The 14,217-nt window shown below is 43.7% G+C and carries 14 protein-coding genes and 2 pseudogenes; 10 read left to right on the forward strand and 6 right to left on the reverse strand.

The window, feature by feature from the left end; translation table 11 throughout:
- Positions 1-90: 90 nt before the first annotated feature.
- Positions 91-948: an outer membrane protein OmpK gene (locus A6D97_RS11355; RefSeq protein WP_065584404.1), complete on the reverse strand. Its 858-nt coding sequence runs from the start codon at positions 946-948 to the stop codon at positions 91-93.
- A gap of 373 nt (positions 949-1,321) precedes the next feature.
- Between A6D97_RS11355 and A6D97_RS11360 the strand changes: the two are divergent.
- Positions 1,322-1,582, forward strand: a pseudogene (locus A6D97_RS11360) (2-dehydropantoate 2-reductase); the annotation flags it as partial.
- Between the two features lie 76 nt (positions 1,583-1,658).
- On the opposite strand, the gene A6D97_RS11365 reads toward A6D97_RS11360, so the two are convergent.
- From A6D97_RS11365 to A6D97_RS11380, 4 genes are all read right to left on the reverse strand, one after another.
- Positions 1,659-3,017 carry an MFS transporter gene (locus A6D97_RS11365; protein WP_065584406.1) on the reverse strand — a complete coding sequence of 453 codons (1,359 nt, stop codon included), beginning with the start codon at positions 3,015-3,017 and terminating at the stop codon, positions 1,659-1,661.
- A 53-nt stretch (positions 3,018-3,070) separates the two neighbouring features.
- Complete coding sequence (locus A6D97_RS11370) at positions 3,071-3,619, reverse strand: peptidylprolyl isomerase (RefSeq protein ID WP_017067737.1); 549 nt, start codon at positions 3,617-3,619, stop codon at positions 3,071-3,073.
- Positions 3,619-4,188, reverse strand: coding sequence for a YajG family lipoprotein (locus A6D97_RS11375; RefSeq protein ID WP_065584407.1), 570 nt, complete (start codon positions 4,186-4,188; stop codon positions 3,619-3,621). Before A6D97_RS11375 ends, A6D97_RS11370 begins: the two co-directional genes overlap by 1 nt.
- A 66-nt stretch (positions 4,189-4,254) precedes the next feature.
- Positions 4,255-5,406, reverse strand: coding sequence for a methyltransferase (locus A6D97_RS11380; protein ID WP_017059908.1), 1,152 nt, complete (start codon positions 5,404-5,406; stop codon positions 4,255-4,257).
- A gap of 174 nt (positions 5,407-5,580) precedes the next feature.
- Here A6D97_RS11380 and bolA point away from each other — a divergent pair, with 174 nt between their 5' ends.
- From bolA to nqrM, 9 genes are all read left to right on the forward strand, one after another.
- The gene (gene bolA / locus A6D97_RS11385; protein ID WP_017059909.1) at positions 5,581-5,889 is read left to right on the forward strand and encodes a transcriptional regulator BolA; all 309 of its coding nucleotides are present in this window, start codon (positions 5,581-5,583) and stop codon (positions 5,887-5,889) included.
- A 519-nt stretch (positions 5,890-6,408) separates the two neighbouring features.
- Positions 6,409-7,749, forward strand: coding sequence for a Na(+)-translocating NADH-quinone reductase subunit A (locus A6D97_RS11390; RefSeq protein WP_032547482.1), 1,341 nt, complete (start codon positions 6,409-6,411; stop codon positions 7,747-7,749).
- Positions 7,750-7,754: 5 nt separating this feature from the next.
- On the forward strand, positions 7,755-8,999 hold the full coding sequence (locus tag A6D97_RS11395; protein ID WP_017067139.1) for an NADH:ubiquinone reductase (Na(+)-transporting) subunit B: 1,245 nt from the start codon (positions 7,755-7,757) through the stop codon (positions 8,997-8,999).
- On the forward strand, positions 8,989-9,756 hold the full coding sequence (locus A6D97_RS11400; protein WP_017059911.1) for a Na(+)-translocating NADH-quinone reductase subunit C: 768 nt from the start codon (positions 8,989-8,991) through the stop codon (positions 9,754-9,756). Before A6D97_RS11395 ends, A6D97_RS11400 begins: the two co-directional genes overlap by 11 nt.
- The gene (locus A6D97_RS11405; protein ID WP_008223083.1) at positions 9,756-10,388 is read left to right on the forward strand and encodes an NADH:ubiquinone reductase (Na(+)-transporting) subunit D; all 633 of its coding nucleotides are present in this window, start codon (positions 9,756-9,758) and stop codon (positions 10,386-10,388) included. The genes A6D97_RS11400 and A6D97_RS11405 overlap by 1 nt, the downstream gene beginning before the upstream one ends.
- 7 nt (positions 10,389-10,395) lie before the next feature.
- Positions 10,396-10,992 carry an NADH:ubiquinone reductase (Na(+)-transporting) subunit E gene (gene nqrE, locus A6D97_RS11410; RefSeq protein ID WP_009848375.1) on the forward strand — a complete coding sequence of 199 codons (597 nt, stop codon included), beginning with the start codon at positions 10,396-10,398 and terminating at the stop codon, positions 10,990-10,992.
- Between the two features lie 29 nt (positions 10,993-11,021).
- On the forward strand, positions 11,022-12,248 hold the full coding sequence (gene nqrF, locus A6D97_RS11415) for an NADH:ubiquinone reductase (Na(+)-transporting) subunit F (RefSeq protein WP_017059912.1): 1,227 nt from the start codon (positions 11,022-11,024) through the stop codon (positions 12,246-12,248).
- Between the two features lie 174 nt (positions 12,249-12,422).
- Complete coding sequence (locus A6D97_RS11420) at positions 12,423-13,427, forward strand: FAD:protein FMN transferase (RefSeq protein ID WP_017059913.1); 1,005 nt, start codon at positions 12,423-12,425, stop codon at positions 13,425-13,427.
- Positions 13,428-13,443: 16 nt separating this feature from the next.
- Positions 13,444-13,698 carry a (Na+)-NQR maturation NqrM gene (gene nqrM / locus A6D97_RS11425; RefSeq protein WP_065584408.1) on the forward strand — a complete coding sequence of 85 codons (255 nt, stop codon included), beginning with the start codon at positions 13,444-13,446 and terminating at the stop codon, positions 13,696-13,698.
- 135 nt (positions 13,699-13,833) lie between these two features.
- On the opposite strand, the pseudogene A6D97_RS11430 reads toward nqrM, so the two are convergent.
- Positions 13,834-14,163, reverse strand: a pseudogene (locus tag A6D97_RS11430) (GGDEF domain-containing protein); the annotation flags it as partial.
- Between the last annotated feature and the right edge of the window lie 54 nt (positions 14,164-14,217).

Here is a 14,217-nt window from a genome sequence, read left to right on the forward strand (position 1 = left end):
GTGATGCTGCAAGGATAACGAGGCATTAAATGAAAGCAATAAAAAATGGCACCCGAGGGTGCCATTTTGGAAACTTTCTTAGAAGTTCTATTAGAACTTGTAAGTTACTGCTACGTAGTGACCTACGCCTGAAGACTCAGCTTGTGCTGATGCATTCCATGGAAGGCCTTCGCCATCTGCAAAACCGTATACATCTTTGTATAGTTTTAGACCGTAGCCAACTGCGAACTGATCTGAGTGCCAGTAAAGGCCGTTGAACATTGCACCACCATTGCTTGATGTTGCATACCCTTTACCTTCATCCATACCGAATTGGTAATCGATGTAACCTTGGTAAGAGATGAATGAACCGTTCTCGAAGAAGTGGAAAGGTTTGAACCAGTTAGTCGAGATTTGGAAACCGTTCCAATCTTTTTTGTTTGAGTCGTATGTACCGTAAAGGTTTAGACCCATTTTACCGAACCATGGAACCATTACGTCAGAACCAAGACCGATTTTTTGAGTGTTAACACCAGGGCTACCATCGATACAACCTGTAGCATCACAGTTAGTAGCACCACCACCACCCCATTCCATAAGAGATGCAACGTATAGCTCTTGAACTGGACCAAAAGAAAGGTCTTTACCAGTTAGGCCATCGATAGACATACGAGGAGCAAACTTCATGAACATTTTTTCAGATTTTGCTTTATCGCTGCTTGAGTCCGACGTTAGGTTAAATACATCAACATAGCCGTAAAGATCGAAAATACCATTGCGACCACCAAACTCCATCTCTAGGTAATCATGAGTAGACTCAGAAACACCTTTCTCATTAAAAGCACCCATCAAGTTGAACTGTAGGAACTTGTAATCGTTCTTGTGGATGTCGCCGTCAGAATAATCCGCTGCCATTACTGGAGCAGAAGCTGCTGCTAGTAGGGCAAGAGTTAAAAGTGATTTACGCATAATGGAACTCTCTATGTTTGAAATAAGTAACCCGCTAATCCGTGCGTGTTTATGATGTCCGAATGCCGAGCATAATAGCGATTTTGTTCTCAAATAAAAGTGAGACAGAGTGAAAACTACAATTATTAATTTGAAGTTGATCACACTAATGATCTAAATGATGGAACTTTAAGGTGGTAATGCATCTTGATGCACTTTGGATTCTATTGATTTTGTGAAATCTGATTATTTTGTAGATAAATTGGTGAATTGATGCTCTAAGCAAACGATTATACTAAATAGAGTGATATGCATATCAAAATCAACAGTATTCTTTTCTAAGCGTTTTCTCTTAAAAAATGACAATTCAACCCGTCTTACAATCCAGTCTTTGATCTATCTTTGACCGAAAACGGTGGGTATTGCTGGCAGCACTCCGGCGCTAAGTGATGTGAAATTCAAAGATTATGCGAATGGCATTTATGTTGCGGCGGGGTCTTATTTTGTGACGATTACTGTAGCGGGTCAGCCGTCGGTTGTGGCTATCGACTCTGCGCCCGCAACCTTAGCTGATGGTGTAGTGTATCAAGTGGTGGCGATCGATGACTCGGCTGGCACAGGCTTCAACCTTATTGTGAGTGATACAACAGACTAGTTCTTACAGGTTACTAGTGACAAAGAAAAAGAGGGTAGCGTGATGCTACCTTCTTTTCTTTTGCTTTTTTGTTCAACTACTCTTGGTTGGTTTTTGCTTTTTCCAGTAAATCTGTGAAAAAGTGGCGCAACGAATAGAGCATGATCAAACTTGGAATCACCATAAGTGCGGTTAGTATAAAGAAGGTTGACCAATCATTGAGGTAATCAACCAACTCACCACTGAATGAAGCCAGCGTTGTTCGACCGAAATTCCCCAACGATGCTAACAAGGCATACTGTGTCGCTGAGAAAGCTTGCCCGGTTAATAGTGTTAAGAAAGAGACAAACGCTACGGTTGAAAACGCAGTTGTAAAGTTATCGACAATGATGGTTGCCAAGAACAAGGTTTCACTCGGGCCAGTGTGAGCGATCCACGCAAACATTAGATTACTGGCCGCCATTGCCACACCGCCGATCATCAGTCCGCGTACAATACCGAATTTCACATTGAAGACACTGCCTACCAAAGTGAAGAATATCGTCGCGCCCCAGCCAATTAACTTCGAATAGTGGCCGATCTGTTCGTTACTGAAACCTATCTCTTTATAGAAGGTGATCGACATGCGACCTAGGAAGGCTTCACCTATCTTAAATAGGAATACGAACAGCAGTAGGGTGATGGCAACTTGAACTCCGTTTCGTTTGAAGAAGTCATAAAACGGTTCTAACACGGTAACACTGAACCAAGCCACGACTTTCGAACCGACAACCTTATTGTGGCGTTGCTGAGCCTGTTCTTGCAGGGCTTCGCGTTGTGTATTTGGCTCTCCGACAAAAAGAGTAAACAGCATTAGTACGACAACGACGCCTGCCATTCCGTAATACACGCCATTCCAACCGATTGAGTCTGCGTTAATAAAGGCAAGGTAGCCTGGTAGAGAATACCCCGTCCACCAACCAATTACGGCCATTGCAGAAGCTTGCGGCAGTTTTGATGCTTCGGATTTTGGGAAGGTATCAATACGAAATGCATCAATCGCGATGTCTTGCGTGGCTGAGGCAATGGCAATAGCGAGCGCCAACATTGAAGTAAACGCCAAGTTCTCTGCGGGATTGACGCCTGCGATGAATAAGGTACCGATTAAAACAATGGATTGGCAGAAAAAGATCCAACTGCGTCGCTGGCCGAGTATTGCGTGAAGCACCGGCAGTTTTACTCGGTCTACCAATGGTGCCCATAGAAAGTTAATCGCATACACGGCAAACACACTGCCAAAGTAGCCGATGGCAGCACGCGTTAAACCTGCATCTTTTAGCCAACCAGACATATTGGATCCAATAAGAACCCATGGGAAGCCACTCGAACAGCCGAGCATAAACACCCAAAGTAGACGTTTATCTAGGTAGCTGCGAAAAGTCTGCATCCAAGAAAGAGAGGGAGTGCCTGATGACATAGGGCGTCCTTGTATAGAAAAACGCCCTTAAGAAATAAGGGCGTTACATTGGATTACTTAAGAAGGGTCACTTTAGTGATGACGATTGGGTCAACTGGTATGTCTGACATGCGGCCCATTCGCTTGGTTGGAATCGTTGCCATCTTTTGAACAACATCAAAACCTTCAGTTACTTTGCCGAATACAGCGTAGCCTGGGTTGCTACCTTTTGCGTTCAAGAAGTCATTATCAGAGAAGTTAATGAAGAACTGACGAGTTGCAGAATCTGGCGCATTAGTACGAGCCATCGCGATTGTTGCTGTATCGTTCTTCAAGCCATTGCTGCCTTCATTCTTGATAGGAGCGTAAGTTGCTTGTTGATTCATCTCTTGATCGAAGCCGCCACCTTGAGCCATAAAGCCAGGAATAACACGGTGGAAGATAGTGCCTTCGTAGCTGCCGTCAGCAACGTATTTTAGGAAGTTCTCCGCACTAACCGGTGCTTGTTCTTGGTTAAGCTCAATTGTGAAGTCGCCTAATGTTGTTTCTACGTTCACTTTAGGACCAGCCCAAACGCTCACGCTCACCAACATTAATGCGATAGAAGATAAAATACGAACCATTAGAAACGTTCCTTCATGTAAGTTTGTAGCTCTTGGTCGTTAGCGATTTCCGTAAGAACCAAGTTAATCACGTCATTAAGAGCCATAGAGATGTCGTCATTTGACGCACTCAAGGCACCAGTGCGCGTTGCAGTACCGTTGAATGTTTTCACTAGTTTGCCTTCAGGCGTTTCAGCCGTAACTTCAAGCGTTACTTTACCGTCCATTTTGTTTTCCATAATGGTGTGTTCTACGGTAACAAGCGCTTCTTGAATCTCCAAAACAATTGAGTTTTCACTGTTTACGCTTGCACGAAAACCTTGAGACTCTAACTGCTGAGCAATAGCGTTTTCTAGAGAAATACGCATGTTTTGCTTAGCATGAATTGGTTGAATGTTTGAACGGCCACTATCAACCAATGCAACATATTGAGCGGCACGAACATCTTTACTGGTTAGTGTGTATGTTTTGCCTTGTACAAGGTTGCTTGAGCTTAGTGAAGCTTCTGGCATTACATTGATTTGTTCTTGCTGAGGGGCTGAACATGCTGTCAAAGCCATAATAGAAGCAGCCAAAATCAGTTTTTTCATTCCTTTATCCTTTCTAAATTCACACCAGAAGCTCGGTATCTTAAATTCTTGTGAAGTCGTTTCTGCTTATTTATTAAAATTCGCAGGCTCTCTTGTTGCTTGTAATATCTCAAATTTTTGGTTTAGTTCAAGCGTTTCAACGTTAGCTTCACCAAATAGTCTCGCTAGTTTGACATCGTATCCGAGGTGTCGGTTGCCAATAACAATTAATTTGCCTCCATTGCTAAGAACATGCTTTGCATCACAGAACATTTGCCATGCAATGTGATCAGTAATCGCTTGTTGCTGATGGAATGGAGGATTACACATCACTAAGTAGGTGCTGTTTTTCTTAAAGCCATCTAAACAGTTGTTGGCGATGAACTGGAAGTTGCCGTCTTCACCAAGGTTATCCTTGACGTTTTGGCGTGCTGACTCCACAGCCATAAAGCTTTCATCCACACAGGTAATACGAGCTTGTGGGTTCAATTGCCCTGCTTTTACGCTCAATACACCGTTGCCACAGCCTAGGTCGATGATATGACGCAGCTCTGGATCTTGAGGGATATGCTCTAGCATATAGCGAGCGCCTTGATCGAGTGCTTCCCCTGAGTAAACATTTGGTAAATTTTTCAGACGGATATCTTCACCGTCCACATCCCATTCAACAAAAGGCTCTACTGTTTGAATAGGCTGGCAGTTTGGAGACGAGAATACTAAGCGGTGTTTTTTCTTCGCTAGTGATGTTTTGGTTTCGCCTAGGTACTTTTCGAACAGGTTAAGCGTAGAAGTGTGAATCTCTTTTACCTTGTTGACGCCAATCACTTGGCAGCCTACAGGCAATGCTTGGCGTAGCTGGCTCAGTTGCCAGATTAGGTGACGATTTGTTTTTGGCAGCTGCATGATCACAAGGTCGATACCGTGTGGGATATCATCCATCGTGTTCAAGAAGTTCACTCGGTTACTTTGATTGCGCTGCAAGTTTTTCAGGGCGCCACGGTGAGAGATAAATGAGTCGCTCATCATAGTGACATCATGATCTTTCGAGAACCAAGTCGATAGGGCACCGAAGCTGTCGTTCATGATCAGGATGTGTTTACCAGGTTCAAGGTTCATCTCTTCAACATGGCTAATAATGTATTCGTCGCCCGCATCCCAAGCTTGAAGGGTTTCATTTGAACGTTTCGGGAAACGATGTAAGGTCAAAGTTCTGTCGTGAAGGGTAAGTTCGGTTTTCATTGCTTGAGATACTTATGTAAGAAATAACAAAGATATTGTCTCAAATGCAGGCTGAACAAGATAGAAAAAACTCAACCAAACCTATGCCATTCGCTATCAAATACTCAGACACTCGACCTGTTAGGGTTTATACTCAGCCCACGGATAATGCCAATACGTTATTAAGGAATCACAATGATCCAAGAAGTTATCGAAACAAAATTGCACAATGAGTTTTCACCAAGTCATTTAAACGTGGTCAATGAGAGCTATATGCACAATGTTCCGGCTGGTTCTGAGAGTCATTTCAAAGTGATTGTTGTCAGCGATGTGTTTGAAGGTTTGCGTCTTATTGCTCGTCATCGAGCGGTAAATAAGGCACTTTCAGAAGAGTTAGCCAATAATATCCACGCACTGTCTATTCACACTTATACAAAAGATGAATGGATGAAGCAGCTAGATAGCGTGCCAGACAGTCCAATGTGTATGGGTGGCGGAAAGTAAGAAGGCCTATATACAGAGAAAAGCGCCATGGCGCTTTTTTTGTCGTCAAACGTATGTATTTTTCGTTGTTATATCACTCAAACTGATGTCAAATTGAACGAGCTCAAATACCTACAATGAGTAATGTTTTTATTAACAGTGTTTCAACATAACTAGTAAAATATTAGTTTGTGACAGAGTATTAATCTCTTGTTTAAAACACGATTCAAAAGCCATTTTATCTGTGCGGCTCGTCAAATTTATACATATTTGAGAGGCCATATGCTTCAAATCTCACCAAATAAAGGCTGTATTCAAGTTATTGGTCATGGCATCGAGTTGTCAAAAAATGCTAGAATATCGCACCTGATAAATCTCACATGATTCGTGTGGTGATTTTATTATGAAAATGTTGCGATTTTGGTATCTCAAATTTACCAAAACCGGACACTGTAATGTCGTGTCTAAGGGCGAGTTTAAAACGTCCTGAATTTACGCAATTAAAAGAATCTTTTTCCCGATAAAGTAGTGCAAGTGCGTATGATTACAATAAATAAGGGTTTGGATCTTCCTATCGCAGGAACTCCATCCCAGGTGATTAATGATGGTAAGTCCATCACTAAAGTCGCCTTGCTTGGCGAAGAGTACGTTGGTATGCGTCCTACGATGCATGCTCGCGTTGGTGATGAAGTGAAGAAAGGCCAAGTTCTTTTTGCAGATAAAAAGAACCCAGGTGTTGTATTTACTTCTCCAGCAAGCGGTAAAGTTATTGAAGTGAACCGTGGTGCTAAGCGTGTTCTTCAATCAGTAGTGATTGAAGTAGCAGGCAATGAGCAAATCACGTTCAATAGCTATGAAGCTAACCAACTAGTAGGCCTTGACCGTGAAACGGTTAAAGCTCAGTTAGTTGAGTCTGGCGCATGGACCGCTTTGCGAACTCGTCCGTTCAGCAAGGTTCCAGCAGTTGATTCTGAAACTCAGGCTATTTTCGTTACTGCTATGGATACTAATCCGCTAGCAGCTGAGCCAGAATTAATCATTAACGAGCAGTCTGATGCTTTCGTTGCTGGTTTAGATCTTCTTTCAACTCTGACTAACGGTAAAGTGTACGTTTGTAAAAAAGGTACTAGCTTACCTCGTTCAGCTCAGTCTAACGTTGAAGAACATGTTTTTGATGGCCCACACCCTGCAGGTCTTGCAGGCACGCATATGCATTACCTATATCCGGTAAATGCACAAAATGTAGCGTGGAGCATTAACTACCAAGATGTTATCGCATTCGGTAAGCTTTTCCTTACTGGTGAGATTTACTCTGAGCGTGTTGTTTCTCTGGCTGGTCCAGTGGTGAACAACCCACGTCTAGTTCGTACTCAAATTGGTGCTAGCCTTGAAGAGTTGACAGACAGCGAGTTAATGCCAGGCGAAGTTCGTGTGATTTCTGGTTCTGTACTTACGGGTACTGAAGCAACAGGTCCACATGCTTTCCTTGGTCGTTACCATCAGCAAGTTTCTGTTCTACGTGAAGGTCGTGATAAAGAGCTATTCGGCTGGGCTATGCCTGGTAAGAACAAGTTCTCTGTTACTCGTTCATTCCTTGGTCACCTGTTTAAAGGTCAGTTGTTCAACATGACAACGACAACAAACGGTAGTGACCGCTCAATGGTTCCAATTGGTAACTACGAGCGCGTAATGCCTCTAGATATGGAACCTACATTGCTGCTTCGTGATCTATGTGCAGGCGACATTGATAGTGCTCAAGCACTAGGTGCGCTAGAGCTAGACGAAGAAGATGTAGCATTGTGTACCTTTGTATGTCCAGGTAAGTACGAGTACGGTCAACTACTTCGTGAATGCCTAGATACGATTGAGAAGGAAGGGTAATTTTCATGGGCCTTAAAAAGTTTCTTGAAGACATCGAGCATCATTTTGAGCCAGGTGGTAAACACGAGAAGTGGTTTGCGCTTTACGAAGCAGCAGCGACAGTGTTCTACACGCCAGGTCTTATTACAAAGAAAAGCTCGCACGTTCGTGATAGCGTTGATTTAAAACGTATCATGATCATGGTTTGGTTCGCGGTATTCCCAGCAATGTTCTGGGGTATGTACAACGCGGGTGGCCAAGCTATCGCAGCACTTAACCATATGTATGCAGGTGCTGAACTAGCATCTGTTATCAGTGGTAACTGGCACTACTGGCTAACCGAAATGCTTGGAGCCTCCTTAGGAGCCGATGCAGGTGTTGGCAGCAAGATGCTACTTGGTGCGACTTACTTCCTACCTATCTACGCAACGGTATTCATCGTTGGTGGTTTCTGGGAAGTTCTGTTCTGTATGGTGCGTAAGCACGAAGTAAACGAAGGTTTCTTTGTTACTTCTATCTTATTCGCGCTTATCGTTCCGCCAACACTTCCTCTATGGCAAGCAGCACTAGGTATTACCTTCGGTGTTGTAGTCGCTAAAGAGATCTTCGGTGGTACGGGTCGTAACTTCCTGAACCCTGCACTTGCTGGCCGTGCGTTCCTATTCTTTGCATACCCTGCACAGATTTCAGGTGACGTAGTTTGGACTGCTGCAGATGGTTTCTCTGGTGCAACTGCTCTTAGCCAATGGGCTCAAGGCGGCGGTAGCGCACTAATGAACGTAACATCTGGTGAAGCAATCACTTGGATGGACGCATTCATTGGTAACATCCCAGGTTCTATCGGTGAAGTATCGACTCTAGCACTTATGATCGGTGCTGCGATGATCGTTTACATGCGTATCGCTTCATGGCGAATCATTGCTGGTGTAATGATCGGTATGATTGCTGTGTCTACGCTGTTTAACGTGATCGGTTCTGATACTAACGCAATGTTCAGCATGCCTTGGCACTGGCACCTAGTTCTAGGTGGCTTCGCATTCGGTATGTTCTTCATGGCGACTGACCCAGTATCAGCTTCATTTACCAACAAAGGTAAGTGGTGGTACGGCATCCTAATCGGCGCAATGTGTGTAATGATTCGTGTAGTTAACCCTGCATACCCAGAAGGCATGATGCTTGCGATTCTATTCGCAAACCTATTTGCTCCTCTGTTTGACCACGTTGTAATCGAGAAGAACATTAAGCGGAGACTAGCGCGCTATGGCAAGTAATAACGATAGCATTAAAAAGACGCTGTTTGTTGTTATCGCATTGAGCCTAGTGTGCTCAATCATCGTTTCAACAGCTGCAGTTGTTCTTAAACCTAAGCAACAAGCTAACGCGGTTCTAGATCAGCAAACTAAGATCCTTGAAGTTGCGGGCATTGAACTTGCGGGTAATATCCCTGAACTGTACGCAGAGAACATTGAACCTCGTCTAGTTGATTTCGCTACTGGCGATTTCGTTGACGGCGATGCTGCTGCATACGACCAACGTAAAGCGGCAAAAGATCCAGCTCAGTCAATCAAGCTTTCAGCTGAAGATGACATCGCTAAGATCCTTCGTCGTGCTAACACGGGTACTGTATACCTTGTGAAAGATGGCGCTGAAACTTCTAAAGTTATCATCCCTGTTCACGGTAACGGTCTATGGTCAATGATGTACGCATTCGTTGCGGTAGAAACTGATGGCAACACAGTTTCTGGTATCACTTACTACGAGCAAGGTGAAACTCCTGGACTTGGTGGTGAAGTTGAGAACCCATCTTGGCGCGCTCAATTCGTTGGTAAGAAATTATTCGACGAAAACCACAAACCTGCTATTCAGGTTGTTAAAGGTGGCGCTCCTCAAGGTTCTGAGCACGGTGTAGATGGCCTTTCTGGTGCAACACTGACTAGCGTTGGTGTTCAACATACATTTGACTTCTGGTTAGGTGATATGGGCTTTGGTCCGTTCCTAGCAAAAGTTCGTGACGGAGGTCTGAACTAATGTCTAGTGCAAAAGAAATTAAAAAGAGCATCTTAGCGCCGGTGTTGGACAACAACCCAATCGCGCTACAGGTTCTTGGTGTGTGTTCTGCTCTTGCGGTAACCACTAAGCTAGAAACAGCATTTGTTATGACTATCGCGGTAATGTTCGTTACTGCTCTGTCTAACTTCTTCGTTTCTTTGATCCGTAACCACATTCCTAACAGTGTGCGTATCATCGTTCAGATGGCAATTATCGCATCACTAGTAATCGTGGTAGACCAAGTGCTTAAAGCATACCTATACGATATCTCTAAGCAGCTATCTGTATTCGTAGGCCTAATCATTACTAACTGTATTGTAATGGGTCGTGCTGAAGCATTCGCAATGAAGTCTGCGCCAATCCCATCTCTAATCGATGGTCTTGGTAACGGTCTTGGTTACGGTTTCGTTCTTATCACTGTTGGTTTCTTCCGTGAGCTTCTAGGCTCTGGCAAACTATTTGGTATGGAAGTACTACCTCTAGTGAGCAACGGTGGTTGGTATCAGCCAAACGGCTTGATGCTTCTAGCACCTTCTGCATTCTTCCTAATTGGTTTCTTGATTTGGGCAATTCGTGTGTTCAAACCAGAACAAGTAGAAGCGAAGGGGTAAGGTAGTCATGGAACATTATATTAGTCTGCTAGTTAAATCGATTTTCATCGAAAACATGGCGCTTTCTTTCTTCCTAGGTATGTGTACATTCCTAGCGGTATCTAAGAAAGTTAAAACTTCTTTTGGTCTTGGTGTTGCGGTAGTTGTAGTACTTACAATCGCTGTTCCTGTAAACAACCTTGTTTACACACACATCCTGAAAGAAAACGCGCTTGTTGAAGGTGTCGATTTAAGTTTCCTTAACTTCATCGCATTCATCGGTGTTATCGCGGCACTTGTACAAATCCTAGAGATGGTTCTAGACCGTTTCTTCCCACCTTTGTACAACGCACTAGGTATCTTCCTTCCACTGATCACAGTTAACTGTGCAATCTTTGGTGGTGTATCTTTCATGGTAACTCGTGACTACAACTTTGCTGAATCTGTTGTTTACGGCTTCGGTTCTGGTGTGGGTTGGATGTTAGCTATCGTTGCTCTTGCGGGTATCCGTGAGAAGATGAAGTACTCTGACGTACCTCCAGGTCTTCGTGGCCTTGGTATCACGTTCATTACTGTTGGTCTGATGGCGTTAGGCTTTATGTCTTTCTCTGGTGTTCAACTGTAGGGTAAGCACCCAGTAATAAGGAATAACAAATGTTTAGTATTATTCTTGGCGTAGCGATGTTTACCATTATTGTACTGGCTCTAGTACTAGTGATTCTTTTCGCTAAGTCTAAGTTAGTACCATCAGGTGACATCACTATTTCAGTAAACGGCGACCCTGAAAAGGCGATCGTTACTCAACCTGGTAGCAAGCTACTTGGTGCCCTGGCTGGCGCTGGTATCTTCGTATCTTCTGCTTGTGGTGGCGGTGGCTCTTGTGGTCAGTGTCGTGTAAAAGTTAAGTCTGGTGGTGGCGACATCCTTCCAACTGAACTTGATCACATCACAAAAGGTGAAGCTCGCGAAGGCGAACGTCTTGCATGTCAAGTTGCTATGAAAACTGACATGGAGATTGAACTAGACGAAGATATCTTTGGTGTTAAAAAGTGGGAATGTACTGTTATCTCGAATAACAACGAAGCTACTTTCATCAAAGAACTTGCTCTAGCGATCCCTGAAGGTGAAGAAGTTCCGTTCCGCGCGGGTGGTTACATTCAGATTGAAGCTGAACCACATCACGTGAAATACGCAGATTACGATATTCCTGAGGAATACCGTGGTGACTGGGATAAGTTCAACTTGTTCCGTTATGAGTCTATCGTTAAAGAGCATTCGATCCGTGCTTACTCTATGGCTTCATACCCAGAAGAGAAAGGCATCATCAAGCTTAACGTGCGTATCGCAACTCCGCCGCCAAACAACCCTGACGTAGCTCCTGGTGTGATGTCTTCATACATCTGGTCTCTTAAAGAAGGCGACAAATGTACTATTTCTGGTCCATTTGGTGAGTTCTTTGCTAAAGACACAGACAATGAAATGGTATTCATCGGTGGTGGTGCAGGTATGGCGCCTATGCGTTCTCATATCTTCGACCAACTTAAGCGTCTTAAGTCTACTCGTAAGATGTCTTACTGGTATGGCGCACGTTCTAAGCGTGAGATGTTCTACATTGAAGATTTCGATGGCCTAGCGGCTGCAAACGAAAACTTCGTGTGGCACTGTGCACTGTCTGATCCTCAACCAGAGGACAACTGGGACGGTTACACTGGTTTCATCCACAATGTACTGTACGAAAACTACCTGAAGGATCACGAAGCTCCTGAAGATTGTGAGTATTACATGTGTGGTCCACCGATGATGAACGCTGCTGTTATCGGCATGCTGAAAGATCTTGGTGTAGAAGATGAAAACATCCTACTAGATGACTTCGGTGGTTAATCCACTTAAGTGATTGATATTATGGCTGACTCCTACGAGTCAGCCATTTGTTTTTCTAAGACAGCTTTTGACAACATACTGGCTTATATAAGAAAGAGTAAGGCATTCAAAATACCTATTTTTTACTCTTATTTTTCCTTATATAAATCCTCAACATTAGACAGGAGTAAGCAAGTGAGAATTTGGCTTGTTGCATTAACTTCTTTGATTTTTCTTGCGGGCTGTGAGCAGTCAAGAGAGCAAGTGCATTTGAGTGGCCCAACGATGGGCACGAGTTACAATATTAAATACATCAATGGTGATGAATTTCCTGAGTCTAATGAAGTTCATACAGAGATCGATCGTCTACTTGAAGAAGTAAACGACCAGATGTCGACTTACCGTGAAGATTCCGAATTAAGCCGTTTCAACCAGCATAAAGGTGCGGATGCGTTCGAAGTATCTGAGCAAACAGCGACGGTTGTGAAAGAAGCGATTCGTTTGAACGGTCTTACTGAAGGAGCTCTGGATGTAACGGTTGGTCCGTTAGTTAACTTATGGGGTTTTGGTCCTGAAGCTCGTCCTGAAGTTGTGCCATCAGATGAAGAGCTGGCGGCTCGCAAGGCTAAGATTGGTATCCATCATCTTAGTGTTGAAGGCAACATGTTGAAGAAAGACCTACCTAACCTGTATGTCGATCTATCCACGATTGCAAAAGGTTGGGGTGTTGACGTCGTCGCTGACTACCTTGATTCTATCGGTATTCACAACTACATGGTTGAAGTCGGTGGCGAAATTCGTCTGAAAGGTTTAAACCGTGAGAACGTGGGCTGGCGTATCGCGATTGAGAAACCAAGCGTTGATGAGCGTAATATCCAAGAGATCATCGAGCCGGGTGATATGGCTATCGCAACCTCTGGTGATTACCGTAACTATTTTGAACGTGATGGTGTTCGTTACTCACACATCATCAACCCTGAAACAGGAAAGCCTCTTCACCATAAAGTGGTTTCTGTGACTGTTTTAAACCCGTCTTCAATGACTGCAGACGGCTTATCTACGGGCCTTATGGTCTTAGGTGAGGAAAAAGGAATGGAAGTCGCAAACCAACATAACATCCCAGTGTTCATGGTGGTAAAAACAGCAGATGGCTTTAAAGAAATTGCTTCTGAAGCATTTAAGCCATACTTAGGTAAATAAGGTAAGCGAGATAATTATGAATACATTTCTGATTACATTTGGTGTTTTTCTTGCAGTAATCGCAGCGATGTCAATTGGCTACATTATCCAAAACAAAGTTGTGAAAGGTAGCTGTGGCGGTTTGGGTGCTGTTGGTATTGATAAAGTATGTAACTGCCCTGAACCTTGTGACGCGCGTAAGAAGCGTGAAGCACGTGAAGCTTACCGTGAAGAGAAGCTGGCTGAGCGTCAACAAAAAGAAGCGGCTTGGAGTAAAGACCGTATCGCTTAATTGGTGACAGTCATAGGGGATAGAGTTATCTATGCCCTCAAATTGAAAAGCTCAAGATTATCGTCTTGAGCTTTTTTAGTTTTGAGGTCTAGCAATTAATCTTGGTATACCAAAAATGGAAACAGAGGCGAATGACTATTGTTCGATTTGCATGCTGTTACGCGCAAACACTAGTTGGTTTCTACCTTGCTCTTTTGCCGTATAAAGAAGCTCATCAGCGGCTTTGATCTGCTCATCTAGCTTCGCGTCTAAATCGGTTACGCCGATACTGATACTGACCTTGATTCTTTGAGAGTCATGCTCAACAACATGGCTTTCAATGGCTTCTCTCATGGACTCTAAGTTGTCAACAAAGCTCTCAAACGAACCACACGACTGAATACAAAATTCTTCGCCACCGAAGCGTACAGCAACATCATCTTTAAAATGGTCTTTGATGATCTTGCCGACTTCCACGAGGACTGCATGTAGTGGTACGCTGAATTTGGTCACTTAGTTAGAGGTGATATCATCACCTCA

Source organism: Vibrio sp. ZF57 (assembly GCF_001691235.1).
Taxonomy (GTDB): domain Bacteria; phylum Pseudomonadota; class Gammaproteobacteria; order Enterobacterales; family Vibrionaceae; genus Vibrio; species Vibrio crassostreae_C.